At 59.9% G+C, this 23540-nt stretch carries 29 protein-coding genes, 1 other RNA gene and 1 pseudogene; 11 read left to right on the top strand and 20 right to left on the bottom strand.

What is annotated here, in order from left to right; translation table 11 throughout:
- Positions 1 to 46 precede the first annotated feature (46 nt).
- The 12 genes and pseudogenes from KSP9073_RS16375 to KSP9073_RS16425 all read right to left on the bottom strand — a co-directional run bounded on the left by KSP9073_RS16375 (position 47) and on the right by KSP9073_RS16425 (position 6073).
- A complete protein-coding gene (locus KSP9073_RS16375; RefSeq protein WP_108844054.1) occupies positions 47 to 499 on the bottom strand; it encodes a phage virion morphogenesis protein in 453 nt (150 codons plus the stop codon).
- A complete protein-coding gene (locus tag KSP9073_RS16380; protein WP_108844055.1) occupies positions 492 to 971 on the bottom strand; it encodes a phage tail protein in 480 nt (159 codons plus the stop codon). Before KSP9073_RS16380 ends, KSP9073_RS16375 begins: the two co-directional genes overlap by 8 nt.
- On the bottom strand, positions 968 to 1204 hold the full coding sequence (lysC, locus tag KSP9073_RS17935) for an Rz1-like lysis system protein LysC (protein ID WP_369333037.1): 237 nt from the start codon (positions 1202 to 1204) through the stop codon (positions 968 to 970). The genes KSP9073_RS16380 and lysC overlap by 4 nt, the downstream gene beginning before the upstream one ends.
- Positions 1098 to 1502, bottom strand: a pseudogene (gene lysB, locus KSP9073_RS16385) (Rz-like lysis system protein LysB); the annotation flags it as partial. The gene lysC and the pseudogene lysB, both read right to left, overlap by 107 nt.
- A complete protein-coding gene (locus KSP9073_RS16390) occupies positions 1499 to 1990 on the bottom strand; it encodes a glycoside hydrolase family 108 protein (RefSeq protein ID WP_108844057.1) in 492 nt (163 codons plus the stop codon). The pseudogene lysB and the gene KSP9073_RS16390, both read right to left, overlap by 4 nt.
- Positions 1987 to 2322 (bottom strand): phage holin family protein, encoded by a 336-nt coding sequence (locus tag KSP9073_RS16395; RefSeq protein WP_207771507.1) that lies wholly within the window; start codon positions 2320 to 2322, stop codon positions 1987 to 1989. Before KSP9073_RS16395 ends, KSP9073_RS16390 begins: the two co-directional genes overlap by 4 nt.
- Complete coding sequence (locus KSP9073_RS16400; RefSeq protein ID WP_108844058.1) at positions 2319 to 2672, bottom strand: putative holin; 354 nt, start codon at positions 2670 to 2672, stop codon at positions 2319 to 2321. The genes KSP9073_RS16395 and KSP9073_RS16400 overlap by 4 nt, the downstream gene beginning before the upstream one ends.
- A gap of 12 nt (positions 2673 to 2684) precedes the next feature.
- On the bottom strand, positions 2685 to 2894 hold the full coding sequence (locus KSP9073_RS16405; protein ID WP_108844059.1) for a tail protein X: 210 nt from the start codon (positions 2892 to 2894) through the stop codon (positions 2685 to 2687).
- A complete protein-coding gene (locus KSP9073_RS16410) occupies positions 2894 to 3364 on the bottom strand; it encodes a head completion/stabilization protein (protein WP_165814288.1) in 471 nt (156 codons plus the stop codon). The genes KSP9073_RS16405 and KSP9073_RS16410 overlap by 1 nt, the downstream gene beginning before the upstream one ends.
- Positions 3365 to 3468: 104 nt before the next feature.
- Entirely contained in the window at positions 3469 to 4203 is a 735-nt protein-coding gene (gene gpM / locus KSP9073_RS16415; protein ID WP_108844061.1) for a phage terminase small subunit, read from the bottom strand.
- Positions 4203 to 5240, bottom strand: a complete 1038-nt coding sequence (locus tag KSP9073_RS16420) for a phage major capsid protein, P2 family (RefSeq protein WP_108844062.1) — start codon at positions 5238 to 5240, stop codon at positions 4203 to 4205. The genes gpM and KSP9073_RS16420 overlap by 1 nt, the downstream gene beginning before the upstream one ends.
- Positions 5241 to 5254: 14 nt before the next feature.
- Positions 5255 to 6073, bottom strand: coding sequence for a GPO family capsid scaffolding protein (locus tag KSP9073_RS16425; RefSeq protein WP_108844063.1), 819 nt, complete (start codon positions 6071 to 6073; stop codon positions 5255 to 5257).
- Positions 6074 to 6219: 146 nt separating this feature from the next.
- Between KSP9073_RS16425 and KSP9073_RS16430 the strand changes: the two genes are divergently transcribed.
- The 3 genes from KSP9073_RS16430 to KSP9073_RS16440 are packed head-to-tail and all read left to right on the top strand — an operon-like array spanning position 6220 to position 9487.
- The gene (locus KSP9073_RS16430; RefSeq protein WP_243409275.1) at positions 6220 to 8046 is read left to right on the top strand and encodes a terminase large subunit domain-containing protein; all 1827 of its coding nucleotides are present in this window, start codon (positions 6220 to 6222) and stop codon (positions 8044 to 8046) included.
- Positions 8043 to 9110 (top strand): phage portal protein, encoded by a 1068-nt coding sequence (locus KSP9073_RS16435; protein ID WP_108844065.1) that lies wholly within the window; start codon positions 8043 to 8045, stop codon positions 9108 to 9110. The genes KSP9073_RS16430 and KSP9073_RS16435 overlap by 4 nt, the downstream gene beginning before the upstream one ends.
- A 2-nt stretch (positions 9111 to 9112) precedes the next feature.
- Positions 9113 to 9487, top strand: coding sequence for a hypothetical protein (locus KSP9073_RS16440; RefSeq protein ID WP_207771508.1), 375 nt, complete (start codon positions 9113 to 9115; stop codon positions 9485 to 9487).
- A gap of 617 nt (positions 9488 to 10104) precedes the next feature.
- Here the strand turns inward: KSP9073_RS16440 and ssrA are convergent.
- Both ssrA and smpB read right to left on the bottom strand, forming a co-directional pair.
- Positions 10105 to 10486, bottom strand: a transfer-messenger RNA (tmRNA) gene (gene ssrA, locus KSP9073_RS16445).
- A 113-nt stretch (positions 10487 to 10599) separates the two neighbouring features.
- Positions 10600 to 11076, bottom strand: coding sequence for an SsrA-binding protein SmpB (gene smpB / locus KSP9073_RS16450; protein ID WP_108844066.1), 477 nt, complete (start codon positions 11074 to 11076; stop codon positions 10600 to 10602).
- A gap of 153 nt (positions 11077 to 11229) precedes the next feature.
- Between smpB and KSP9073_RS16455 the strand changes: the two genes are divergently transcribed.
- Complete coding sequence (locus KSP9073_RS16455; RefSeq protein ID WP_108844067.1) at positions 11230 to 11664, top strand: type II toxin-antitoxin system RatA family toxin; 435 nt, start codon at positions 11230 to 11232, stop codon at positions 11662 to 11664.
- Positions 11664 to 11972, top strand: coding sequence for an RnfH family protein (locus KSP9073_RS16460; RefSeq protein WP_108844068.1), 309 nt, complete (start codon positions 11664 to 11666; stop codon positions 11970 to 11972). Before KSP9073_RS16455 ends, KSP9073_RS16460 begins: the two co-directional genes overlap by 1 nt.
- 23 nt (positions 11973 to 11995) lie before the next feature.
- Here the strand turns inward: KSP9073_RS16460 and KSP9073_RS16465 are convergent, their stop codons facing one another.
- The gene (locus KSP9073_RS16465; RefSeq protein WP_108844069.1) at positions 11996 to 12436 is read right to left on the bottom strand and encodes an outer membrane protein assembly factor BamE; all 441 of its coding nucleotides are present in this window, start codon (positions 12434 to 12436) and stop codon (positions 11996 to 11998) included.
- 73 nt (positions 12437 to 12509) lie between these two features.
- Between KSP9073_RS16465 and fur the strand changes: the two genes are divergently transcribed.
- A complete protein-coding gene (gene fur / locus KSP9073_RS16470; RefSeq protein WP_086620854.1) occupies positions 12510 to 12962 on the top strand; it encodes a ferric iron uptake transcriptional regulator in 453 nt (150 codons plus the stop codon).
- Between the two features lie 85 nt (positions 12963 to 13047).
- Here the strand turns inward: fur and recN are convergent, their stop codons facing one another.
- Entirely contained in the window at positions 13048 to 14721 is a 1674-nt protein-coding gene (gene recN / locus KSP9073_RS16475; RefSeq protein WP_108844070.1) for a DNA repair protein RecN, read from the bottom strand.
- Positions 14722 to 15010: 289 nt separating this feature from the next.
- Between recN and grpE the strand changes: the two genes are divergently transcribed.
- The 5 genes from grpE to KSP9073_RS16500 all read left to right on the top strand — a co-directional run bounded on the left by grpE (position 15011) and on the right by KSP9073_RS16500 (position 19963).
- Positions 15011 to 15637, top strand: a complete 627-nt coding sequence (gene grpE, locus KSP9073_RS16480) for a nucleotide exchange factor GrpE (protein WP_108844071.1) — start codon at positions 15011 to 15013, stop codon at positions 15635 to 15637.
- 146 nt (positions 15638 to 15783) lie between these two features.
- The gene (gene dnaK / locus KSP9073_RS16485; RefSeq protein ID WP_108844072.1) at positions 15784 to 17706 is read left to right on the top strand and encodes a molecular chaperone DnaK; all 1923 of its coding nucleotides are present in this window, start codon (positions 15784 to 15786) and stop codon (positions 17704 to 17706) included.
- 87 nt (positions 17707 to 17793) lie between these two features.
- Positions 17794 to 18945, top strand: a complete 1152-nt coding sequence (gene dnaJ, locus KSP9073_RS16490; protein ID WP_108844073.1) for a molecular chaperone DnaJ — start codon at positions 17794 to 17796, stop codon at positions 18943 to 18945.
- Positions 18946 to 19070: 125 nt separating this feature from the next.
- Positions 19071 to 19475 carry an organic hydroperoxide resistance protein gene (locus KSP9073_RS16495; protein ID WP_108844074.1) on the top strand — a complete coding sequence of 135 codons (405 nt, stop codon included), beginning with the start codon at positions 19071 to 19073 and terminating at the stop codon, positions 19473 to 19475.
- 80 nt (positions 19476 to 19555) lie between these two features.
- Positions 19556 to 19963 carry a septal ring lytic transglycosylase RlpA family protein gene (locus tag KSP9073_RS16500; RefSeq protein WP_108844075.1) on the top strand — a complete coding sequence of 136 codons (408 nt, stop codon included), beginning with the start codon at positions 19556 to 19558 and terminating at the stop codon, positions 19961 to 19963.
- A gap of 56 nt (positions 19964 to 20019) precedes the next feature.
- On the opposite strand, the gene KSP9073_RS16505 is transcribed toward KSP9073_RS16500, so the two are convergent.
- The 4 genes from KSP9073_RS16505 to KSP9073_RS16520 form a co-directional block, all read right to left on the bottom strand.
- Positions 20020 to 20769: an ABC transporter ATP-binding protein gene (locus KSP9073_RS16505; RefSeq protein WP_108844076.1), complete on the bottom strand. Its 750-nt coding sequence runs from the start codon at positions 20767 to 20769 to the stop codon at positions 20020 to 20022.
- A complete protein-coding gene (locus KSP9073_RS16510) occupies positions 20763 to 21833 on the bottom strand; it encodes a FecCD family ABC transporter permease (protein WP_108844077.1) in 1071 nt (356 codons plus the stop codon). The genes KSP9073_RS16505 and KSP9073_RS16510 overlap by 7 nt, the downstream gene beginning before the upstream one ends.
- Entirely contained in the window at positions 21826 to 23004 is a 1179-nt protein-coding gene (locus tag KSP9073_RS16515) for an ABC transporter substrate-binding protein (protein ID WP_341476573.1), read from the bottom strand. Before KSP9073_RS16515 ends, KSP9073_RS16510 begins: the two co-directional genes overlap by 8 nt.
- Before the next feature lie 251 nt (positions 23005 to 23255).
- Positions 23256 to 23519, bottom strand: coding sequence for a formate dehydrogenase subunit delta (locus tag KSP9073_RS16520; protein ID WP_108844078.1), 264 nt, complete (start codon positions 23517 to 23519; stop codon positions 23256 to 23258).
- Between the last annotated feature and the right edge of the window lie 21 nt (positions 23520 to 23540).

The following is a 23540-nucleotide window of genomic DNA, read 5'->3' on the forward strand; positions in this document are numbered from 1 at the left end:
CAGGTGTGGTACTTGATGCGAGCGGCGGGCGTTGTAAAAGCGGGCGTTACAGCCCGCTGTTGAGGTGATCGAGCAGCGAGTCGCGCAACACGGTGCGGTCGTGGTCGGTAAAGCCGATCAGCTCGCGCTGCTCGTACTGGACGCGGGGTCCGTTGATCGCGACGCGGTCGCGCAGACCAAACTGGTGCGTTTTTGCGATGCTGGCCACCTGCCCGAAAAAGCCGACCTCGGCACCGCTGGCACTGGTGCGCACGCGCAGGTATTTGGCGGTGCGCAGCTTGCCGAACATGGCCTTTCTTCTGATGGCGCCCTTTTGGTCCTGCGACTTGCGCGGGGCGTAGCGGGTGCCGTCGGGATTTTTCTGGGCCTTGATGCGTTCGCGCTGTGAGCGGCGCAGGTCGGTGGCGACCACGCGGGCGAGGCGCCTGCGCTCTTTGGCATCGAGCTTGGCCAGCAGTGGCGCGACCCAATCCTCCAAGCGTTCGATATTGTCAGCCATCGGTACCCTCCGGCTCGACGTAGTCGCTCAGATGCCGGTCGTTTGCCATGAGCTGCCAACGGCGCGGGCCGCAGGTCTCGATGTCAAAGCGGGGCATGCGGTGGCTGATGTCGAGTCTTCCGGTGTCGCAGTCCTTTTTGGCGACGACGCGCTCGGTGAGCTGGACGCGCAGGGCGAGATCGACGGCATCATTGTTGAGGATCTCGGCCTCGAACCTGATCGCCTCGGCGGGCACCAGATCGGGCTGGTAGACGCCGAGCCAGTCGAGCAGCGGGATCATGACGGTGTCGATGTCGTCGGCGAAATCGGTCAGCACGATCTGCGCAGTGAACGTGTAGCCGTGGGAGAGGTTCGGCCCGGGGGCAAATTCGATGGCGCCGTCCTCGACGAACGTCAGCAGCTGATCGGGATCGCGCTGCAGATGCGGCACGGCGTCGATCAGGTGCTGGCGCAGGGCGGTCAGTTTTTTCATGGTGCGTCCTCATGACAGGCGATGACGGCGTCGACCTCGGCGGCGCAGCTTGCCCAGGCGGCCTCGGTTCGTTCGAGCTGCAGGTGCAGTTCGCCGTTATTGGTCGGATGACTGGCCGGCAGGGTGCAGGCCGTCGGCGTTGCGCACTGATTGACGATAAGCGTCGGCGCCGGTGACGGCGGGGCGCTGGCGCAGCCGGATAACAGCGTCAGGCAGGCGAGTGTCGGCCCAATCTTTCGTGTCGGTATCATCACGCTGAATCTCTTTGATCTGTTCGAGGCGGTTTGATGCAGTGCGGGCCAGCTCGGTCTGCTGTTCGGCGAGCGCCCGGCGCTGGGACTCGAGCCGCCGGGCGTTATCCCAGAGCGCATCGATGACGACCTGGTGGCGCTGGTTTTCCTGCAGGGCGGTGTCACGTTCCTGCGCGATCTGGTCGGCGCGGGCATTGGCGGCATTGCCGCGCTGCCAGAGCGCCCAGCCGCCGATCGTGAGGCCGGCGATCAGGGCGCCGATGATGATCAGTCGGTTCATGTGTCGCCCACCGCGTAGCGCAGGTTTTCGGCGACGCGGCGCGACCAGCCCTTGCCGAACGTTTCCCACGTTGATAGGCGGGTATAAAACGCCTGCCGCTCGGCGTTGAGCAGCACGATCAGGGCCAGCGGGTCATGGGCGTTGATGGCCGCGAGCGTGACGGGGCCGACAATGCCGTCATCAGCGACGGCAGCGGCGCGCTGCAGCATGCGGATGGCGTTGCCGATGCCGCTGTTTACGGCGATGTCGAACAGCTGATAGCCGATGGCGCCGTGGTACTGATCGCACTTGGCGCGCAGCCAGTAGCCGGTCAGGTAGATCTCGCGGGCACGGTCACGGGTTAGGTCGCGCATGTCGCCGTGATAGCCGGCCTCCCGCACTGTGCGCTGGGTGATGCCCCATTTGGTGGCGCCGCCCGGGTCATCCGGGTGGTTGACGTAGCCGCCTTCGTGACCGATCAGGCGCTCGAATGCTTTTTCGAATGTCATGCGTTGACCCTCACGATGTGGGCGACGTTGCCGCGGGCGCGGTAGACCAGCACGGCGCAGACGCCGAGCAGAATCACAAACGACCAGCTGATGGGCAGGGCGATATAACGCCCGGCCAGAATCTGGATGGCGAGCGTGCCGCTACCCACGAACAGGCCATAGGCCAGCCACGAAATGCGCCGCCGGAAACGGGCGCCATGGCGGCGGTAGGTGAGCAGCCGGCCGCAGATGGCCAGCGCGATGATGAGCGTGAGGATGGTGGGCAGCTGCTGGGGCTGCACCATCATCCATGCGTAGTCCTCGGGCAGGGGCAGCAGGAAAAACGGGGTCATTTTCGGCCTCCCGGAAATAGTCGGCTGACATCGAGGCTTTTCACGCCCTCGATCACGCGCAGCGAGAACGTGACGACGGCCACTGCGGTGAGAAACGCAGGCAGGGCGGTGGTGTCCCAGCTGGGGTAGAAATGCCGGGCGAGCGTCGGCCCCACCAGATACCCCATCAGGATCGAGATCAGCAGATAGATCAGGCGCTCGACGATTGACAGCTCGCGGGCTGATACGACGAACAGCGAGGCGCCGGCGAATGCGCCGATCAGGGCGCTGACGTCCAGCCCGATCATGAGGCTGGCCAGCGTGAGCCCGGCGGTACCGGCGGCGACTGCGGTGGTGGATGGTTCGGCCATAGTGGTCTCGGATCAGTCCCAGAGCTGCACGCGGGCGCGGCTCGGTTGTGTGTTGATGTCCGGCAGCGTGACGGCGGTGCCCATGGGCAGGATCGGGCCGAGGTCGCATAGACCGGGGTTGGCTTTAAACACGCGCTCGATGACGCCATCGGTGCGCCCGTAATGTCGGTAGCAAATGTGATCGAGGGTGTCGTTTTGCTGGGCGCGCACGGTTCTGGCCATCAGATCAGCTCGACCGTGACGTGGGACCGATCCATGATCTCGCTGATCGCCCAGGACGCATCGCGTCGATAGCTTTCGCCGGCGTACTCTTGCAGATCGCCCCGGTCGCGAGTGCTGGCCGTGGCGTCGTAATCGCGGTACGCCTCGGCGATGGCGGCATGGGCGGTGGCGTAGACGGCGCGGCGGTAGAGGGCGAGATAGATGCCGGGCGGTTGCCAGCTTGGGGTCGGTACGTCCTGCGCCTGCTGATGGCCGGCGTCGATCTGTTTTGCCTGCCAGTGACGCAGCACGCGGTTGACGGTGGCCATGGCAGTCAGCAGGGCATCCTGCACGCGAGGTGGCGTTACCGTGCCGTCGAGGCGACGGGCGTCGCGAAACTCGGCGGGATCGATGGTCGGCCAAAAGCCGTTATTGATGATGGGATCGGCGGCGCGGGCGCTGGCGTTGCCGGTCGGGGCGAAACTGCTCATTGCGGCACCTCGTGGATTCAATACAGGGGGTGGACGGTGATGCGGCGATAGGCACATGGCCCTGCGTTGTCACCGTGCCCCCTGGACGTCGCGGGTCGACTCGGTTAGCCCGGCTGGGCGTTGTTGGGTTGGGGATCCGGCTGATCCGGCTGATCCGGCTGGGCTGCCTGATCCTGTTGGCTGGCTTCTTCTGCCTGCTTTTTGAGCGTCTTCTCGATTTTCTCGATGTCCTTTTTCACCCCGACACGGTCATTGAGTTCAAAGGCGCGCTGGTAGTGGGTCAGGGCGTCGGCCATGTCACCGCGAGCGCGGTGGCCGTTGCCGATGGCCTTGTGCAGCTTGGCGCGAATCTGGTCGTGCATGTCGCGGCCATCGATCAGATCATTGATCTCGATCAGAGCTTCGAGCAGCGAATCATCGTCATCGCCCAGGGCGAGCGCCTGATCGGCGGATTCCTCGGCGAGGATGGCCGGCGTTGAGCGCTGGAACTGCTCGCCGGGATCGAGCTGGTGCTGCATGGCGTAGCGGGCAATCGGCAGGGCGCCGGTGATATCGCCGACATCGATGCGCCACAGCATGATGCGCATCAGCACCTCATCCTCGGCGCCGCGCCCGGCTTCCAGCACGCCGTCGATGTACTCGGCGTAGTTGGGCAGGATCGAGCGCTTGATCTCGATCTTGCGCTCGACCGACTGGACGCTTTTCAGTCGGCGGTAGTCCTCGAACAGCTGGGCTTGCATCAGGTGGTAGGCGTCGCCCTGCATGACCTGATCGCCGGCATCCGCCGCCGCTTGCGCGGCGGTGATGCGCTCGTAATGTTTACGTAGCGGACTGGTCATCAGGCACCTGTCGAGCTGTCAGCGGTTTCGGCTTCGGGCACATCGGAGTGCGTGATGTTCTCGATCAGGCAGCCAAAGCCGTAATCCTCGATGACGTAAGCCTCGTTCGATGACTCGAAGTTCTGGACGGCCTTGCGCTCGGGCTTGTCTTTCAGATAGCGGCGGCGTGAACCTTCCTGCCAGTAGATCGCAAGGTTATCCAGCGAGGTGATGAAAATTGCGCCGTCAGGTACGAACGGCACCTGCATGGCGTTCAGACCGCCGATCCGCTTCTGGGACATGATCACATCCAGCGCCTGCGATTCGGTCGGCTGCTCCCAGCGGTTGACCATGGGCAGGTACTTGTCGGTCATGAGACGACGACCCACCAGCGCGACGAGATCAGTACTGTCCTGGTACCACGGATCGATCAGCGAGCTGACGGCATCGAACACCAGCGCATCAAGGTTCTGGTATTCGCGGCCCTTGCCGATGGTGACGTCGGCGGCATCACTGAACACGCGCGCGGGCGCGTTGTTGCGGTACTGCTGCAGCCACCCGACATTAAGATCCTGCAGCAGCGGGTACTTGGTGCGGTCGGTCTGCTTGGCAGCGTGGGTACCATTAAAGCCAACCATGATGCGATCCAGCGCCTGCTGGCGAAGGATGGCGTCGCGCACACGGGCCTGAAAATCGGGGAATTTGGCCCACTGGTCGAGTTTGGCCCACTTGATTGCCGTATCGAACTCGGTCGATTTGCACTCGTAGTCGTGTTTTTCCAGACCGGTGGGATCGATGGGGTTACGGTCGCGCTGATCGACATCGGTACGTGCAGCAATAGGACCAGTGATTGTCAGTCCCAGCTTTTGGCCTACCAGATCGCGAACGCCGACCATGTTGATGCGGCTCAGGAACTCGCTCGACTCCTGGATTTTGGTTTCGAGCGTTTGCTGCACGCTCGGGTCGATGTCGAACGAGGTAAAGGCGGTCTCGGCACCGCTCAGCGTGGCGACGCGCGCGGCGTATTGGTTGAGCTTTTTGCGGGTATCGTTGCGCATGTTATGGGCGTCTCTTAACAGTCAGTTTCGATGGTGCCGTCGCTGCCGGTTGCCGGTGTTCGCGACTGATGGCGTGGCGTCAGGTCGAGCCGGTTATAAAGCTCGTCATGGGCGGTCTGGAGCTGGTCGTGCTTTGCCTGCAGCGCATTGAACTGATCGGCGCTGGGGCGCTTTTCCAGCTCGGTGCGCAGGTCGGCGTTTTCCTGCACGAACAGGGCCATGGTCTGCTCGATGTCATCGCGCAGTGCGGCGAAGTCGCTGCCGGTCTTTTTGCGGTGCTGACTGAACATCGTTTTGACGCGCTCGGCGAGGGACGGGCCCTGATCAGGCTCCGGGGCGGGATCGCTGAAATCGAGATCGGTCTCGACGGATACGGAAAAGAGGTTTTCAGCGCGCTGCTTGCGCCCGGCCAGCGGTGAGTCAGACCCGGCGCCGGCGCTGAACTGCAGCATGGATGTCCCCAGACTCGCGGGGGAGTCGGTGACGGCCAGACCGACCAGATACGCCTCGCCGGTACCGGCGAAATCCGGGTCCACTTCCATCGACGTGTAAACCTTCTGGCGCTTTTCGTTCAGCGCTTTCAGCTCGTCGGTCGGGTCGATATCCGCGAGCAGCTGGAGCTTGCCGTCGCTGTTTTTCTCGGTTTTGAGCCCCACAACATCGCCGTAGGCCTTGAAGGGGCTATCCGGCAGCAGACCCCTGATGTGTTCCAGATTGACGCGGCAGCCGTAGCGCTGCGGGTCGAAGTTTTTCGCCATCTGCGTCAGCCAATCGGCGGTGATAGTCCGACCGTCGGTGGTGGCGCCTTCGGTGGCGATACGTTGATAGGCCATTGATCGATCCTCGGGAACTTTGTGGGCACTGTATGGGCGTCAGGTTCCGCGCAGATCGCCGCCGGCTCAACGCGCTGGCGTTGTAAAAGTGGGCGTTACAAGCCCTGCCCCGATATAGGCACCCGGCACGTCGGTACGCTGGCCGCATGACAACCGACGGCCAGACCATGACTGCAAACCCCCTGAATCCCGCTGAAATCGATGCGACGCTGGACAGCCCAGACGCCGCGAAACTATCCGCGCGTCACCTGTATTGGATGGGGTGGCGCGTTGGGCGTATTGCCGAGTTTTTGAACCTCTCCCCGAACACCATCAGCAGCTGGAAAGCCCGCGACGAATGGGACAAGGCCACGTCTACCCAGCGCGTTGAGGGCGCATTAGAGGCCCGGCTGGTGATGCTGATCTCGAAGGAGGCGAAAGAAGGGCGCGACTTCAAGGAGATCGACCTGCTGGGTCGACAGATCGAGCGGCTGGCCCGGGTTCACAAGTTCGAGAGCACCGGGAAAGAGGGCGACCTCAATCCGAACATCGAGCGGCGCAATGCCGGCGAGAAGCGCAAGCCGGCGCGCAATGATGTCGGCGATGAGGGCGTGATCCAGATCGTCGAAGCGTTCGAAGCGTCGCTGTTCGAGTACCAGCGGCACTGGTACCGGGCCGGCCAGCATGAGCGCATCCGCAACCTGCTCAAGTCGCGCCAGATCGGCGCGACGTGGTTCTTTGCCCGTGAGGCCATCGCCGATGCGGTGGAGACGGGCAAAAACAAGATCTTTATGTCGGCCTCAAAAGCCCAGGCGCACATTTTCCGTAACTACATCGTGCAGTTCGTGAAGGAGACGACGGGCGTGGAGTTAAAGGGCGACCCGATCGTGCTGGCGAACGGGGCCGAGCTGCATTTTCTGGGCACCAACGCCAAAACGGCGCAGGGCTACCACGGCGATACCTACCTCGACGAATATTTCTGGATCGGTGGCTTTGAGCAGTTCCGGAAAGTCACCAGCGGCATGGCGATGCACAAGAAATGGAAGCAGACCTATTTCAGCACGCCCAGCAGCGTCGCCCATGAGGCGTATCCATTCTGGACCGGCGAGCGGTTCAACAAGCGCCAGAAGAAGGCCGACCGTGTCGAGATCGATGTGAGCCATGCGGCGCTGGCCAGCGGTGCGCGGTGCGCCGATGGCCAGTGGCGCCAGATCGTGACGATTCAGGATGCGATGGCCGGTGGCTGTGATCTGTTCGACATCGATCAGCTGCGCCTGGAGTACAGCGATGACGAGTTCGCGAACCTGCTGATGTGCGAGTTCGTCGATGACAGTCAATCAGCGTTCCCGATGATGTCGATGCAACGCTGCATGGTGGATTCATGGGATATCTGGCGTGACTGGAAGCCGTTCGCGCAGCGCCCGTTCGGTGATCAGCCGGTGTGGATCGGTTATGACCCGGCGGGTGAGGGCGAGGGCAGCGACGGGGCCGGGCTGGTCGTGCTGGCCCCGGCCAAAAACCGCAACGACCGGCACCGGATTCTGGAGCAGCACCGGCTCAAAGGGCACGACTATGAGGCGCAGGCCGAGTACATCCGCGAAGTGGCCCGACGCTATAACGTCCAGTACATCGGCATCGATACCAATGGCATGGGCGATGCGGTGGCGCAGCTGGTCGCGAAGTGGTTCCCGCGCGTCACTCGGCACCGCTATACCCCCGACAGCAAGAGTGCGCTGGTTCGTCAGGCGCAGCACATCATCGACCGCGGTCGCCTGGAATTTGACGCCCGCGACACGATCATCGCGCAGTCGTTTACCTCGATTCGCCGCGAGCTGACCGCAAGCGGTCGGCAGTTCACGTATGCCGCTGGCCGCAATGGCCAGACCGGCCACGCCGATCTGGCGTGGGCCACCATGCACGCCCTTAGCAATGAGCCCATCGACGTTCTCGCCGAGGGCGAGCGCGGTGGCTCGATCATGGAGATTTACGGATGACCGCAGAGACCGCAAAACCACGTCAGCGCATGTATGCGCAGTTCGAGCAGCAGGCCGCAGCACCGGCATCTGCCCCGGCCAGTACACCGGCGAGACCGGAGGCGTTTACCTTCGGCGAGCCGGTGCCTGTCACCGATCTGGCCGATTTTCTTTACACCGGATGCTGGATGGCCAACGCCCGCTGGTATGAGCCGCCGGTGGATCTGGCCGCGCTGGCCAAAATGTACCGGGCGACCGCGCACCATGGCAGCGGACTGCAGGTTAAGCGCAATATTCTGACGCGCAGCTTCGTGCCGCATCCGCTGCTGGGCCGGCAGGCGTTCCGCGAGCTGGTCACTGACTATCTGGTATTCGGCAATGCGTATATCGAAAGGGTTTATGGTCGGCTGGGCCGACTGATCGGGCTGCGCCCGGCTCGGGCCAAGTACGTGCGGCGCGGTACCGAGGAGGGGCATTTCTGGTGGGTAAGCAACTGGCAGCAGCCGGTCGAGTTTGAGGCCGACTCGATGATTCATCTGATCGAGCCGGACATCAATCAAGAAATCTATGGCGTGCCGGATTACATGGGTGCGCTGCAGTCGATCATGCTGAACGAAAACGCCACGCTGTTTCGCCGGCGCTACTACCTGAACGGCAGTCATGCAGGGTTCGTGATGTACGTCTCTGATGCGGCGCAGAATCAGGAAGACATCGACGCGATGCGCGATGCGCTCAAGAATTCGAAGGGCGTCGGCAATTTCAGAAACCTGTTCCTGCATTCCCCTGGGGGCAAAAAGGATGGGGTGCAGATCATCCCGATCTCGGAGGTCGCGGCGAAAGACGAGTTCGCCGGTATCAAGAACATTACCCGCGACGACACACTGGCCGGGCATCGGGTACCGCCGCAGCTGATGGGGATCATCCCGAACAACACGGGCGGGTTCGGTGACATTGAAAAGGCGGCGAGGGTGTTTGTGGCCAATGAGCTGGACCCGCTGCAGTCGGTGTTCCTCGAGATCAACGACATCATTGGTCAGGAAGTGGTGAGGTTCAGGCCGTATGAGCTGGGCGGGAAGGAGTCATAACTATGGCAAAGTGGATTGGCGTTGACCTGGACGGGACGCTGGCCAAAAGCGTCAGCACCATGACCGGCGGTATCGGCGAGCCAGTGCCCTCGATGCTGACCAAGGTCAAGGATTGGTTGCAACGTGGCCAGCCTGTCCGAATTTTTACCGCTCGGGCGGGCGACCCCAAGCAGGTGCGAGCGATCCGGGCGTGGCTGCGGCAGCATGACATCGACAAGTGCGGGATCACGGATCGCAAGGATCTCGACATGATCGAGCTATGGGACGACAAGGCCCGACGCGTTGAGAAAGACACCGGGAAAGTTTGCAGCGGCTGTAGACCGAAACCGTCTAACCACAGCTCATTGGATGGGGCCGTTGTCTTCACCGACTGCTGACCGAACTCCAGCCTGAATGAAAGCGCCGCCCATTGGGCGGCTTTTTTGTGGGGCACACGTCAAATTCTACTGAGACGCATTAACTTTAGCGTTTGCATCCATCGACGCCACGCACCCTATTTGCCCGTGTACGCGGCGCTGCCTTTCTGCGCTCACGGGCACGTCTTGATGCCGCTTTGTCCGCTAGCGCGCCTCACTGGTCGACCCTGCCCCATTCTGGGCGCTTTCACCCCACAGCGCGCCATCGACTCCCCGCCCCGCCTGCGCGCTAAATGGGTCTATTTTATTGCACCCTTTCACCTGCCCGCGAGCCAGCCGCCATGCGGGCCGCTCGGCGGTTTTTGCGATAGGTTTTATCGTGCGTTTCCTTGCATTTCATGCGCCCACACTATGGCGTGTGTGGAATGTTTCCAGATCACTGCCGGCGCCTGCTTTTCTACTCATCCAAAACCGCCGGAAATGTTGCCCTAAATGCTGCCCCAGCTATGCCAAAACCTGCCCGCTTCATGCCCCTTTGTTCGTTTTTTGATCAGTAGCGTTTTCAGCGCTATATGGCGCTAAGCCCTTGTTTTAAACATAAAAAAAGCCGCCCGGTGTGGGGCGGCCTTTTTCATATTTGGTGGAGGCGGGGGGAGTTGAACCCCCGTCCGCCGGCACTCGTCCATCAGCTCTACATGCTTAGATTCGTCTTTTGGTTCAACCGTATCGGCTCCGACGAGCAGGATCCGATACAGCGGGCTCTCTAATGTTTAGCGGTTGACGCGAGAACAAAGCCAACCACGATCCTGTCAGCTGTAGCTCATAGCCCCGTCACGATGAACAGGCACATCGCTTCGGGGTAAGAAGGTTACCAGCAGGGTTTAAGCTGCCAGCGCGCCCTCTTGAGCATAGTTTTCGTCATTTGCGACTATTTTAGAGTAACGTGGTATTTACGAGATACGTTACGCTCTCGGCATGCACCTCAGGATCTGCAACCGGCGTCGAATCCATAACGCCCCCGGTTCGGTACAGAGTGTAGCAATAATTGCAGTAAGCGCCAATTGCTATCGATGCTGGAATACCTGATGCACGTACAAAATGGCTGATCTGCCATTGAATGGCTTGCCGACGGCTCAGCGCTGTTCGCGTACAACGCGTGCCTTCTGTCGCTGCCAGTCGCGCTGCTTTTCGGTTTCGCGCTTGTCATGCTTTTGCTTGCCGACGACCAGCGCCAGCTCACATTTGACCAGATGCCCTTTCCAGTAAAGCCTCAATGGGACACAGGTATGACCCTTGTCCTGCGTACGTGAAAAGATTTTGGCAATTTCCTTTCTATGCAGCAGCAGCTTGCGCGTTCTGGCTGGCTCGGCCACCTCATGCGTGCTGGTCGTGTTCAGGGGCGTAAAATGAGCGCCCATGAGCCAGGCTTCGCCACGACGCACCAGGATGTAGGTATCTGTCAGCTGTGCCTTGCCGGCGCGCAGGCTTTTGACTTCCCACCCGGATAAAGCAAGCCCTGCTTCGAAGCTTTCTTCGATGTGGTATTCATGGCGCGCCTTGCGGTTCTGGGCAATCAGATTGCCTGAGGGCTGTTGTTTCTTCTTGCCCATCGAAATGTCATCTCCTTGACGATAAAAATCATGCAATGCATCACATGCGCGTGCTCACCTTGAAATGGGGGGAGGCGTGATATCATTCAAGTATGTGTGAACAAACGTCAACCATGGTACGCGCTGAGCGTGCCTGCGTCATGGGAGAAGGGCATGCCCACCGTTGATCGCTCCGCGATGGTGCGCCATACCGATCAGCAGATGTTTGATCTGGTGAATGATTTCGAGCGTTATCCAGAATTTTTACCCAACTGTCGCAACGCGCGTACGGTCGAACGGGGAGAGCACCATCTAATCGGTGAGCTTACCCTGGGAAAGGGAGGGATAGAGCAGACCTTTCGCACCCATAACGGGCTCAAACCCTTTGATCGTATTGACCTGTCACTGGCAAGTGGCCCGTTCAAGCGTTTTGAAGGCCACTGGAGGTTTGTGGCGCTGGATGAGCGTTCCTGCCGGGTAGAGCTGCATCTGGAATTTGAATTTTCCAGCCGGCTGCTGGGGATGGCCTTTGGACGGCTTTTCAATCAATTGGCAGGCCAGCTGGTCGATGCCTTTATTGAACGTGCTGACAGGGTGTACGGGCGCTGATGCAACGTGAAGCGGAAGGGATTACCTGTGAGGTTGCCTGGGCGACACCGGCGTCACAGTATCTCGAAGTCATTACGGTGCCTTCGGGGACCACGGTGCTGGGCGCGCTTGAGGCCTCGGGCCTTTGCAGCAAGGTCAACGAACTGTGTAGCGTGCCCATGGAGACGTTAACGCTTGGGATCTTTGGCGAGCACGTTAAATCGCCGAGCGATCAGGTAGTGCGTCAGGGGGAGCGGATCGAGGTCTACAGGCCGCTGCAGGTCGATCCAAAGCAGGCTCGTCGGGCCCGGGCCCGACGAAAGGTCTGAATGACCGCTATCCTGTCGATGGCTTACAGGGTCGGATCCGCCGCGCCACCCTCGGGATTTGATGTCGGCTGACCCATGGGGGAAACCACTTCTCCGGGCCCTGCGGCGGCAGCTGATGCAGGGGCATCAAGCTGCTGCGTTCGGGGGCTGGCATCGATATCGCCGGCTGTCTGAACATCCGCCAGTTGATTGCCATTAAAGACGAGCGAAACCTGCTTTTCAGTGATATTGTCGTCAGCATCCTTCAGCCGATAGACATAGTTCCAGTGTGAATCGTCAAAGGCGTTGTACATCAGGGGACTCCCCATGACCTGTACGACCTGCTGACGGCTCATGCCGGGCTGCAGCTGCGACACCATATCGGGAGTGATCAGATTACCCTGTGGCAGGTCGCGCTTGTAAACGCATGCTGCTAACAGACTGATCAGAAAAGAAAAAATTATAAGCTTGAGCGTGTTTTGCATTTGCCTGGGACTTTCCCTATCGTTTGCCTTGATCGATCATACCCGATACATCCAGAGACTGCGAAGAGCTACCATGGCCGATAGAAATCAGGAGTTACGCAAGGCGGGCCTCAAGGTGACCCTGCCCCGCGTAAAAATCCTTCAGATCCTCGAGGCAACTCGGGAAGAGGATCTGCACATGAGCGCTGAAGACGTCTACAAGGCGCTGCTGGATTCCGGTGAAGACGTCGGTCTGGCCACTGTTTATCGTGTCCTGACACAGTTCGAGTCCGCAGGACTTGTGGTACGTCACAATTTTGACGGCGGCCATGCTGTATTCGAAATGTCTCAGGAAGAACATCACGATCACATGCTGTGTCTGGAAACGGGCGAAGTCGTCGAATTCTTTGATCGCGATATCGAGCGTCGTCAGCGTGAGCTTGCCGAAGAGCGCGGCTACGAGCTGGTCGATCATGCCCTGGTGCTTTATGTCCGCCCAAAGGGCTCCAGCGCGACGCGTCAGGATGGCGGTGGCAATCGCCGCTGATCAGAACCACGAACACCTGGGTGATCACAAAAACGCCGCGAATGTTCGCGGCGTTTTGATGTCGGTAACCCGGAAGCCCCAGCTGCTAATGGGCAGAGCGCTGACTGACGTCCAGCATTTCACGGGCGTGGGCCAACGTGCGCTCTGAAAGGTGTACGCCTCCCAGCATCCGTGCTAGCTCCCTGACCCGTCCTCCCTCATCGAGCAGTGCCATGGTGGTATGCGTGGTGCGCTCATCTGCTTGTTTTTCGATATGCAGGTGCTGATGCCCCTGTGCGGCGACCTGAGGCAGATGCGTGACGCATAGAATCTGACCGTGACCGCCCAGCTGTCGCAGCAGCTGTCCGACGATTTCGGCCGTGGCGCCTGAAATGCCGACATCGACCTCGTCAAAGACCAGTGTCGGAATAGTGCTGTGCTGTGCGGCGACCACCTGAATGGCGAGACTGACGCGGGAAAGTTCACCGCCCGATGCCACTCGGGTCAGAGCGCGAGCCGGTTGACCAGGGTTGGCGCTGATCAAAAAGCTGACCCGGTCCATGCCGTCGGGTTGTGCTGTCTCCCGGCGTGCGACATCAACGGTAAAGTCCGCCTTTTCCATACCCAGAAAGGCCAGCTGAGACTTCACTTCCTCGCCCATGCAGCGTGCTGCCTCGGTGCGCTGCTCTGAGATCTGGCGGGCCAGTTCGCGCCAGGCGTTGCGCGCGGTTTCCGTGGCCTCGACCAGCGTCTCCATGTCTTCCCCGCCATCCTGTAACGCGGAAAGTTCTGTCTGCAGGCGTTGATGCAGCGCCGACACTTCCTCGGGCATGACGTGGTGCTTGCGGGCGATACGGTGAATTTCGGCCAGACGTGACTCGACCGTCATCAGACGATCAGGGTCCAGTTCAGTGGCGTTGACATAGTGATGAAGTTCATAGCCCGCTTCCTGGAGCTGAATGCAGGCATCTCCCAGCATACCCAGAATGTTGGCCAGGGCGCCGCTGTCACTGCCGGGCAGCTGCTCCAGTCGCTGTCTGGCCTGAGTCAGGCGGAACAGGGCGCCGCTCTCATCATCATCACAGCAGTCGGCGGCAAACTGCGCCTGAGTAATGATTTCTTCGGCATTGGCCAGGCGGGTCTGTTCCTCTTCAAGTGCCAAGAGCTCTTCTTCGCCCAGTGCCAGCGCGTCGAGCTCTTCAACCTGATAGCGCAACAGCTGACAGCGAGCCTGCTGCTCGTCACCGTTTTCCCGTGCATTTTTCAGTCGGCGACTGGCCTGCTGCCACTGACGATAGATCTGCGTGAGCTGTTCGACCTTCTCGCTGTGGCCTGCAAAATCGTCCAGCAGACGCAGATGCGTCTCCTCGCGCATCAGGGTCTGATGGGCATGCTGGCCGTGGATATCAATCAGATGTTCGCTGAGCGCCTTGAGGTCGGCAAGCGTTGCCGGTACGCCGTTGATCCAGGCCTTTGAGCGGCCGTTGGCGGTTACCGAGCGTCGCATCAGACACTCCGTATCGTCGAGGTCGCGCTCGGCAAGCCAGGCGCGTGCGTCGGACAGTTTCTCGACGTCAAAGCGCACCGCCAGATCGGCCCGCGAGGCACCATGGCGCACGCTGCCGGCATCGGCTCTTTCCCCCAGGCAAAGCGACAGGGCGTCCAGAAGAATGGACTTGCCGGCACCGGTTTCGCCGGTGATGGCCGTCATGCCATCGCGGAAATCCAGTTCCAGATGTTCAACAATGGCGTAGTTACTGATGGATAGCTGAGACAGCATGGCCACTCCCGTGCGCGGTGTCGCAATGACTGGGTATTAGTGGGTAGAGACTGATTTTATATACAGTGAATGTGTTTTTATACAGCTGCTCTGATCGGGCTTCAATACCCTGAATTGGTAATTTCATCGTCGTCATGCCTTGAGATTGCGACCCGAATGCCCCATCTGGGTAAACAGTTTTCAGCATGAATGTCGCTCTACAGGATGACGCACTGACAGCCGGTCGCGTATGCCCGCGCAACATGAGCGCCATGATTCAATAGTAGACACAGCGAGTCAGGAGTGGGGTATGACCAACAAGCCGCATGATCCAAGAGATGAAGAACTCGAGCGTGCCGAGCGCGAAGGCGAGCCGCAACCGCTTGACACCGACAATACGGATACTCTCGAGGATATCGAAGGCGAACTGGCCTCGGACGACGATGCCGTGATGAGCCAGAGCGAGCAGGAAGCCGACGTTCTGGCCGGACGCGTGGCAGAACTCGAGCAGGAGCTGGCACAGGTGAAGGACCAGCAGGTCCGGGCCGCGGCCGAAGCGCAAAACGTACGCCGCCGTGCCGAGCAGGATGCCGAGAAGGCCAAAAAGTTTGCGCTTGAAAAGTTCGTCAAGGAGCTGCTGCCGGTCGTGGACAGCCTCGAGAAGGGGCTTGAAAGCATGAGCGAGGATGTCAGCGAAACACATCGTGAGGGCGTATCAATGACCCTTCGGATGCAGCTGGACGTGCTCGGGAAGTTTGGCGTTGAGCAGCTCGACCCGCACGGCGAGCCCTTTGACCCCCAGTACCATGAAGCCATGACGCAGGTGGCCAATCCCGAGATGGATCCCAACACGGTCATGGACGTCATGCAGAAGGGATACACGCTTAACGGTCGCCTGGTTCGCCCGGCCATGGTGGTGGTGAGCAAGCAGGCCTGACTACCCGGTTTCGGATGATTTGTCGACAACGATACGTGTGGGGTCTTGAAAAGCAGCGTAATGCCCACACATAGGCAGACATCCACGCAGCGTTGGCTGCGCATCGACAGCAATTCTGGTTCAAAAGATTTTTCGAGGTGACACTTATGGGACGCATTATTGGTATCGACCTTGGCACAACCAACTCCTGTGTGGCTGTGCTTGATGGCGATAAGACCCGCGTAATCGAAAACGCCGAAGGTGCTCGCACGACGCCTTCCATCATCGGCTATACCGGTGACGGCGAAACACTGGTAGGTCAGGCGGCCAAGCGTCAGGCCGTGACCAACCCGAACAACACCCTGTATGCGGTCAAGCGTCTGATTGGCCGAAAATTCAAGGATGACGTTGTTCAAAAGGACATCAAGATGGTGCCTTACAGCATCATCGAAGCCGACAACGGCGATGCCTGGGTTCAGGTCAACGACAAGAAGATGGCGCCGCCGCAGGTCAGCGCTGAAGTCCTGAAGAAGATGAAAAAGACCGCCGAGGATTATCTCGGTGAAGAGGTCACGGAAGCGGTCATCACCGTACCGGCCTACTTCAACGACTCTCAGCGTCAGGCCACAAAGGACGCCGGTCGTATTGCCGGTCTTGAAGTCAAGCGCATCATCAACGAGCCGACGGCTGCAGCGCTGGCCTACGGCATGGACAGCAAGGGCGGCGATCGTACCATTGCGGTTTACGACCTGGGCGGCGGTACCTTTGATATCTCCATTATCGAAGTGGCCGATGTCGACGGTGAGAAGCAGTTCGAAGTCCTCGCGACCAACGGTGACACCTTCCTTGGCGGCGAAGACTTTGACCTCAAGCTGATCGACTATCTTGTCCAGCAGTTCAAGACCGATTCCGGTATCGACCTGTCAGGCGATTCGCTCGCCATGCAGCGTCTGAAGGAAGCCGCCGAGAAGGCCAAGATCGAGCTGTCTTCCGCACAGCAGACCGAAGTCAACCTGCCCTATATCACGGCAGATCAGACCGGCCCCAAGCACCTGGCGGTCAAGGTCACTCGTGCCAAGCTCGAGTCACTGGTCGAAGATCTGGTACAGCGCTCGCTCGGCCCGTGCAAGACGGCCATGCAGGATGCCGGTCTCTCCAATAGCGAGATTCAGGACGTGATCCTGGTCGGTGGCCAGACGCGCATGCCGATGGTTCAGCAAAAGGTTGCCGAATTCTTTGGTCAGGAAGCTCGCAAGGACGTCAACCCTGACGAAGCCGTTGCCATGGGTGCGGCGCTTCAGGGCGGCGTACTGGGCGGTGACGTCAAGGACGTGCTGCTGCTCGACGTGACGCCGCTGACACTGGGTATCGAAACGATGGGTGGTGTCATGACACCGCTGATCGAAAAGAACACCACGATCCCGACCAAGAAGACACAGACCTTCTCCACGGCCGAGGACAATCAGACGGCAGTGACCATTCATGCGCTGCAGGGTGAGCGCAAGCAGGCAGGGCAGAACAAGTCACTGGGTCGTTTCGACTTGGCCGACATTCCGCCGGCCCCGCGTGGCGTGCCGCAGATTGAAGTGGCCTTCGATCTTGATGCCAACGGTATCCTGAACATCACGGCGAAGGACAAGGCGACCGGCAAGGAACAGTCGATCGTGATCAAGTCTTCCGGCGGTCTCTCCGATGACGAGATTGATCAGATGGTCAAGGACGCCGAGGCGCACGAGGCCGAAGACAAGAAGTTCGAGGAGCTCGTTCAGCTGCGCAACCAGGCCGACGGCATGATTCATGCCTCGCGCAAGACGCTGGAAGAGTCCGGTGACAAGGCCACTGACGAAGATCGTCAGAGCATTGAAACGGCCATTACCGAACTGGAAGAAGCGCTCAAGAGCGATGACCCCGAGCAGATCCAGCCGAAGCTGGATGCCCTGACCGAGGCTTCCGGTAACCTGGCCCAGAAAATGTACGCCGAGCAGGGCGAACAGGCTCAGGGTGAGCAGTCGGAAGGTACTCAGAAGAGCGGTGATGATGTGGTCGATGCGGACTACGAAGAAGTCAACGACGATCAGAAAAAGCAGTAAGGTTTTTCACGCCTGATCTGTACAACGCGGGAGCCTTGCTCCCGCGTTGTTTTTGCAGGTGTCAGACTTCGGAGGATTCGTTAGACCATGTCCAAGCGTGACTATTATGAGGTCCTCGGCGTCGAGCGCGGCGCCGACGACAAGGAAATCAAGAAGGCCTATCGTCGCCTGGCACAGAAGTATCATCCCGATCGTAACCCTGATGATGAGACGGCGGCCGAGAAGTTTCGTGAGGTCTCTGACGCTTATGAAGTATTAGCCGACGGTGACAAGCGGGCGGCCTATGACCAGTTCGGCCATGCCGGCGTTGATGGTCAGGGCGGCGGCTTTGGCGGCGGTGGCTTTGGTGGGGCCGGCGGTGCAGGCGGTTTCAGCGATATCTTCGGCGACGTGTTCGGCGACATCTTCGGGGGTGCCGGTGGACGGCGCGGCCCAGGCGGTGCCGCGCGTGGCAGTGATCTGCGTTACAACCTGGAAATCGATCTGGAAGAGGCCGTTGCCGGCACGACGGTCGATATTCGCGTGCCGCGCCTGGTGGAATGCGATCGCTGTCACGGTGATTGCGCCGAACCCGGTACCAGCAAGCGCACCTGCTCCACCTGTAACGGCATGGGTCAGGTTCGCATGCAGCAGGGCTTTTTTGCCGTGCAGCAGCCCTGCCCGACCTGCCATGGTCAGGGGCAGAGCGTTGATACGCCGTGCCGCAAGTGCCACGGTGAAGGGCGTGTTCAGGAAACGCGCACCCTGTCGGTCAAGATTCCGCCAGGCGTCGATACCGGTGACCGCATTCGCCTCAACGGTGAAGGTGAAGCCGGCGTTAACGGTGGCCCGGCAGGCGATCTTTATGTGCAGGTGGCCATCAAGGCCCATGCCATCTTCGAGCGCGACGGGCGCGATCTCTACTGCGAAGTGCCCATCAATTTTGTGGACGCCACCCTCGGTGGTGAGCTTGAAGTGCCGACGCTTGAAGGTCGCGTCAAGCTGCGCATTCCGCCCGAGACCCAGACCGGCAAGCTTTTCAGGTTGCGTGGCAAGGGCGTCAAGCCGGTACGTGGCGGCGCACCAGGCGATCTGATGTGCAAGGTGGTACTGGAAACGCCAGTCAATCTTGATGAAGAGCAAAAGCAGCTGCTGCGTCAGTTCCAGGAAAGCCTGGACGGCACGGACACCCGGCATTCGCCGCGTAAAAGCCGCTGGTTTGACGGCGTGAAAAAGTTTTTCGATGACATGCGCCCATAAGCGTCTGGATCGATCTCAAAAACCCTGCCGGTTGGCAGGGTTTTTTTGTGTTTGGCCACATGGCCAGGCGTCCTGAGGTGGTATCAACTACGCTTGCAGCAGGTTTTCAACACAGGAAGAGCATCATGTCAGTCATGTATGAAACCACCGTCAATGTCTCCGGCGGACGCAAGGGACATGCCAGAAGCGATGACGGCATTCTTGATGTCGATCTTGCCATGCCGGGCAGTGGTACAGATGCCACCAATCCGGAGCAGCTTTTTGCTGCCGGTTATGCCGCCTGTTTCTCCAGCGCCGCCATGGGCGTGGCACGCCAGCAGGGTCATAAGCTCGATGACATCCCGGTGGCCGCTCATGTCACACTGGATGCTGAAAATCATGACTACAACCTGGCGGTTAAACTGACTGCGGAAGTGGCTCTGCCCCAGGCCGAAGCGGAAAAGCTGATCGCTCAGGCGCATGAGATGTGCCCGTACTCCAAGGCCACTCGAGGCAACATCAAGGTTGATATCGAAGTGAAAGGTCACTGACACCATCGTGTGATCCCGCCAAAAAAGCGCACCGCAGCTCTGATAGACTGCGGTGCGTTTTTTTATGAAGAGTACGGGCCATGTCGATCGTATCAATGCCGGCAAAGTGCTGGCTAAAAGGGCAGCAGCTTCTGGCGCTGCTGTGTCTATTGGGGCTGGCTGGATGCGCCGGCAGCCAGCTGTCTGATGCGCCGGGAGCCACTGCCTCGGGTAAGGCCTCCTACTACAGCGACCGTCATCAGGGCGCACGCACCGCCAGTGGTGAACGCTATGATAAAAGCGCTCTGACAGCGGCGCATCGATCTCTGTCCTTTGGCACCCGGGTGCGAGTGACCAACCTGAACAATCAGCGTCAGACCGTGGTGCGGATCAATGACCGCGGTCCCTTTTCAAGAGGGCGAGTGATTGATCTATCCCGTGCTGCCGCCGAGCAGATCGGAATGATCCGCAGTGGCGTGGCACCGGTGAAAGTCGAAGTCCTGAAATAACCCGGTGCCCGTGTGGGATGATCGCTTGATACCGCGGTGGCACCGGTTTTCAGCGTTTACAGTGCTGTCTCAACCACCAGCATTGGACTGCCTCTGGAGCAGGTTTCGATGCGTCCTTCGACCTGATAGACCTCGCGCAGAAGTTCGGCGGTGACCACGGCCCGCGTCGGCCCGCACGCCTTGAGCGCCCCGCCGGCCAGCACAATGGCTTGGTCGGCAAAGCGCAGCGCATGCCCCAGATCGTGGAGCGCCACAATGATCAACATTTGACGCTGTTCGGCCAGCCGGCGAAGCACGCTTAAAAGGCCGATCTGGCGATGCAGATCAAGCGCCGAAGTGGGTTCATCCAGTAACAGGATATCCGGAGACTGCACCAGCGCCTGGGCGGCGCTGACCAGCTGGCGCTGGCCGCCGCTGAGGTCTCCGATATCACGCTGGGCCAGTGTCTGAATATTGAGCTCGTCAAGGGCTGCATCCACCTGCGCCAGATCCTCGGGCTGCACCTTGAGACGGCGACCCTGCATGCGTGCCAGCAAGACGCTTTCGTAGACGCTCAACACCGCATCGATTCGGGTTTCCTGTGGCATGTAGGCCACCGGTCGCTCGGCGTTTGTTCCGGCGATCCGAACCTGGCCGCCACCGGCCAGCAGCCCCAGAATGCGTCGAAACAGTGTGGACTTGCCCGCAGCATTGGGTCCCAGTAGCGCCACCACCTGGCCGCCCGACAGCGTCGGGGTGGTAATGCTCGAGAGCACTTCACGCTTGCCGTAGTGGGCGGTCACCTGTTCAAGCGTCAGGCTTACCATGTCGATTTCTTCTGGTTGAGAACAAGAAAGAGGAAAAACGGAATGCCGACCAGCGAGGTGATGATACCGATGGGAATCACCGTGCCCGGAATCAGCATCTTGGAGATCACCGAACCTACCGACAGGATCAGGGCGCCACACAGGGCCGAGGCCGGCAGGAAAAAGCGCTGATCCTCGCCTACCAGCATTCGCGCAATATGCGGCCCTACCAGCCCGATGAAGCCGATCGTGCCGACAAAGGCCACCGATACCGAGGCCAGCAGGGACACCAGCATTAGCACTTGAAGTCGCAGCCTGCGTGGGCGTACGCCCATGCTTTCGGCCTTGGCATCGCCCAGGCGCATGGCGGTCAGCGCCCAGCCGTGGCGGGCCAGCAGCGGAATCGCAATCACCAGTACCGTCAGCGAGACCCAGACCTTGGGCCAGGTCGCCTTGGTCAGGCTGCCCATGGTCCAGAACACTACCGCCGACAGGGCCTGCTGACTGGCAAAGAACTGGATCAGCGCCATGAGCGCGTTGAAGATGAACACCATGGCAATGCCCAGCAGCACGATGGTTTCAATCGTCACGCCCCGGCGCATGCTCAAAAGATGAATCATCAGCGCCGTGAGCATGGCGACCAAAAAGGCATTGATCGGCACGATATAGCCCACGGCGAACGGCACGATCGATACTCCGAAGGCCAGCGCCAGCGCCGCGCCGAATCCAGCCCCGGCCGAGATGCCCAGCGTAAAGGGGCTTGCCAGCGGATTGCTGAGGATGGTCTGCATCTGTGCGCCGGCAATTGAAAGACTCGCTCCGACCACGATCGCCATCAGTGCCACCGGCATGCGAATCTGCCAGACAATGACGCTGATCTGCTCGCTGACCGAGCCGGGCGCGAGCAGTGCGCTCAGCACCTCTGTCAGCTCATATCGAGCAGGCCCAAGCGCCAGATCGACACAAAAGCTTAAAAACAGGGCACCCAGAAGGGCCAGCAGGATCAGCTGACGGCGCAGGACCATAGTGCGATAGAAGGTGCGACCCTGTTCGGGAGAGGTCATGGCGGCCGTCGACTTATTCATCTTCCGCCTCGAGCGACACCCAGTACCCCGGCTGGTACGTCAAGGGCAAAAAGCGTTCATGAAGCTCGCGCATGGTGGCATCCGGATCGAGATCCTTGAAAAGGTCCGGATGGAACCATTTGGCCAGCTGCTGAATCGCCACAAAGTAATAGGGGCTGTTGTAGAACTGATGCCAGATGGCATGGACACGATCATGTTTAACGGCATCGATGCCGGTCATGGCCGTACGGTGCGTCAGGGCCTCCAGCTTGCGGCGGGCCTCGCGCATGTCAGCGCCCGGTCCGACACCTACCCAGGCACCGCCGGGGACATAGGCTTCCCAGTCGCCACCGGTGACCACGACCTGCTGCGGATTGGAGGCGATGATCTGTTCGGGGTTGAGGGTGCCAAAAGTGTTGGGAATGATGTCATTGGCAATGTTCTGGCCGCCGGCAATGCGAACGTAGTCGCCAAAATTGTGCGGACCAAAGCTCATGCAGCAGTCATCAGAGTAGCCGCCGGCGCGATCGATAAACACACGCGGGCGCTCCGGGTCGGCCTTTTCAATCACATCGGTCACACGTGCCATCTGCTGGTTGGAAAAGTCGATAAAGCGCTCTGCTTTCTCATCCTTGTCCAGAAGCTTGCCCATGAGTCGGATCGAGGCCGGGGTATCCTTGATGGGATTCTCGCGAAAATCGACATAGACGATGGGAATGTCCAGTGCCGCGAGCTTGTCCTCGTAGCCGGCGTCTTCGGTGGCCGTTTGCGCCTCGATGTTCATGAAAACCACATCGGGTTTAAGAGACGCGGCCTGCTCCACGTCAAAGGTGCCATCCTTGAAACCGCCAAAGGTCGGAATGTCTTTCAGTTCGGGAAATTTTTCGGCGTAGGCGGCGTATGTTTCCGAGTCGGCCTGCGAAAGATCTTCACGCCAGCCCACCACACCGTTAAAGGGGGTTTTCGGCTGCAGTACGCTCAGCAGATAGATCTGGCGGCCCTCGCCAAGAATCATGCGTTTGACCGGCGTGTCGACATGGACCTGACGGCCTGCCACATCGGTGACCACCACGTCCTTTGCCGAAGCGAGGCCGGAGAACAGGACAAGCGTTATAACAGCGGTAAACAGCAGGTTTCTTTTCATGATCATTGTGATGGCCAGAGAGGGAGACACACGCTGTGAACGCGACACCGGGCAGCGTCCTGTCATGTGATGATAAGGTTTATCATTCGCATTTTTTCGGCATTATGCGAGGTTTCATTCGCGGCGTCGAGCAGCACGGGGCAACGAGGATAGCGAACAGCCAAATTGGCAATACGATGTCTTGCAAGGGGGCTCATGCCTGACAGAATCCGGGCGACATGACAGGAAAATGGCCCCGCCTGCAGGTAGATTGCAAGGGGGCCATCGATAGGTCACTTCAAAAGGGGCTTCGCGCTGGCTCAGCCTGCGTCTGAGGTCTCCTCCCAGTCTTTCACCACATCCGACATGGTCTTCAGTCGTGCCACCGCAAGTCTTGACACGGGATCGAGCTCGCTGCCGTCCTGATCGGCGTAGTCGATGATCTGGCGTTTCATGTCACGGGCCCAGAATCTCTTGAGATGACCGGCAATCTGCTCGGCCGCCGCCTCATCACTGTCATGATGACGATTGTTGAGGCTGATCTGATTGACCATCTTGATCAGCGGTACAATGGGATCGTTCATGTCAACCTCGCAGTCCGAATA

The organism is Kushneria phyllosphaerae (assembly GCF_900312995.1).
Classification (GTDB): domain Bacteria; phylum Pseudomonadota; class Gammaproteobacteria; order Pseudomonadales; family Halomonadaceae; genus Kushneria; species Kushneria phyllosphaerae.

What these genes read in the sequence shown, in the direction of transcription:
- KSP9073_RS16375 (WP_108844054.1), bottom strand. Translation starts at nt 499, where the DNA reads ATGGCTGACAATATCGAACGCTTGGAGGATTGGGTCGCGCCACTGCTG.
- KSP9073_RS16380 (WP_108844055.1), bottom strand. Translation starts at nt 971, where the DNA reads ATGAAAAAACTGACCGCCCTGCGCCAGCACCTGATCGACGCCGTGCCG.
- KSP9073_RS16390 (WP_108844057.1), bottom strand. Translation starts at nt 1,990, where the DNA reads ATGACATTCGAAAAAGCATTCGAGCGCCTGATCGGTCACGAAGGCGGC.
- KSP9073_RS16395 (WP_207771507.1), bottom strand. Translation starts at nt 2,322, where the DNA reads ATGACCCCGTTTTTCCTGCTGCCCCTGCCCGAGGACTACGCATGGATG.
- KSP9073_RS16400 (WP_108844058.1), bottom strand. Translation starts at nt 2,672, where the DNA reads ATGGCCGAACCATCCACCACCGCAGTCGCCGCCGGTACCGCCGGGCTC.
- KSP9073_RS16405 (WP_108844059.1), bottom strand. Translation starts at nt 2,894, where the DNA reads ATGGCCAGAACCGTGCGCGCCCAGCAAAACGACACCCTCGATCACATT.
- KSP9073_RS16410 (WP_165814288.1), bottom strand. Translation starts at nt 3,364, where the DNA reads ATGAGCAGTTTCGCCCCGACCGGCAACGCCAGCGCCCGCGCCGCCGAT.
- gpM (WP_108844061.1), bottom strand. Translation starts at nt 4,203, where the DNA reads ATGACCAGTCCGCTACGTAAACATTACGAGCGCATCACCGCCGCGCAA.
- KSP9073_RS16420 (WP_108844062.1), bottom strand. Translation starts at nt 5,240, where the DNA reads ATGCGCAACGATACCCGCAAAAAGCTCAACCAATACGCCGCGCGCGTC.
- KSP9073_RS16425 (WP_108844063.1), bottom strand. Translation starts at nt 6,073, where the DNA reads ATGGCCTATCAACGTATCGCCACCGAAGGCGCCACCACCGACGGTCGG.
- KSP9073_RS16430 (WP_243409275.1), top strand. Translation starts at nt 6,220, where the DNA reads ATGACAACCGACGGCCAGACCATGACTGCAAACCCCCTGAATCCCGCT.
- KSP9073_RS16435 (WP_108844065.1), top strand. Translation starts at nt 8,043, where the DNA reads ATGACCGCAGAGACCGCAAAACCACGTCAGCGCATGTATGCGCAGTTC.
- KSP9073_RS16440 (WP_207771508.1), top strand. Translation starts at nt 9,113, where the DNA reads ATGGCAAAGTGGATTGGCGTTGACCTGGACGGGACGCTGGCCAAAAGC.
- smpB (WP_108844066.1), bottom strand. Translation starts at nt 11,076, where the DNA reads ATGGGCAAGAAGAAACAACAGCCCTCAGGCAATCTGATTGCCCAGAAC.
- KSP9073_RS16455 (WP_108844067.1), top strand. Translation starts at nt 11,230, where the DNA reads ATGCCCACCGTTGATCGCTCCGCGATGGTGCGCCATACCGATCAGCAG.
- KSP9073_RS16460 (WP_108844068.1), top strand. Translation starts at nt 11,664, where the DNA reads ATGCAACGTGAAGCGGAAGGGATTACCTGTGAGGTTGCCTGGGCGACA.
- KSP9073_RS16465 (WP_108844069.1), bottom strand. Translation starts at nt 12,436, where the DNA reads ATGCAAAACACGCTCAAGCTTATAATTTTTTCTTTTCTGATCAGTCTG.
- fur (WP_086620854.1), top strand. Translation starts at nt 12,510, where the DNA reads ATGGCCGATAGAAATCAGGAGTTACGCAAGGCGGGCCTCAAGGTGACC.
- recN (WP_108844070.1), bottom strand. Translation starts at nt 14,721, where the DNA reads ATGCTGTCTCAGCTATCCATCAGTAACTACGCCATTGTTGAACATCTG.
- grpE (WP_108844071.1), top strand. Translation starts at nt 15,011, where the DNA reads ATGACCAACAAGCCGCATGATCCAAGAGATGAAGAACTCGAGCGTGCC.
- dnaK (WP_108844072.1), top strand. Translation starts at nt 15,784, where the DNA reads ATGGGACGCATTATTGGTATCGACCTTGGCACAACCAACTCCTGTGTG.
- dnaJ (WP_108844073.1), top strand. Translation starts at nt 17,794, where the DNA reads ATGTCCAAGCGTGACTATTATGAGGTCCTCGGCGTCGAGCGCGGCGCC.
- KSP9073_RS16495 (WP_108844074.1), top strand. Translation starts at nt 19,071, where the DNA reads ATGTCAGTCATGTATGAAACCACCGTCAATGTCTCCGGCGGACGCAAG.
- KSP9073_RS16500 (WP_108844075.1), top strand. Translation starts at nt 19,556, where the DNA reads ATGTCGATCGTATCAATGCCGGCAAAGTGCTGGCTAAAAGGGCAGCAG.
- KSP9073_RS16505 (WP_108844076.1), bottom strand. Translation starts at nt 20,769, where the DNA reads ATGGTAAGCCTGACGCTTGAACAGGTGACCGCCCACTACGGCAAGCGT.
- KSP9073_RS16510 (WP_108844077.1), bottom strand. Translation starts at nt 21,833, where the DNA reads ATGAATAAGTCGACGGCCGCCATGACCTCTCCCGAACAGGGTCGCACC.
- KSP9073_RS16520 (WP_108844078.1), bottom strand. Translation starts at nt 23,519, where the DNA reads ATGAACGATCCCATTGTACCGCTGATCAAGATGGTCAATCAGATCAGC.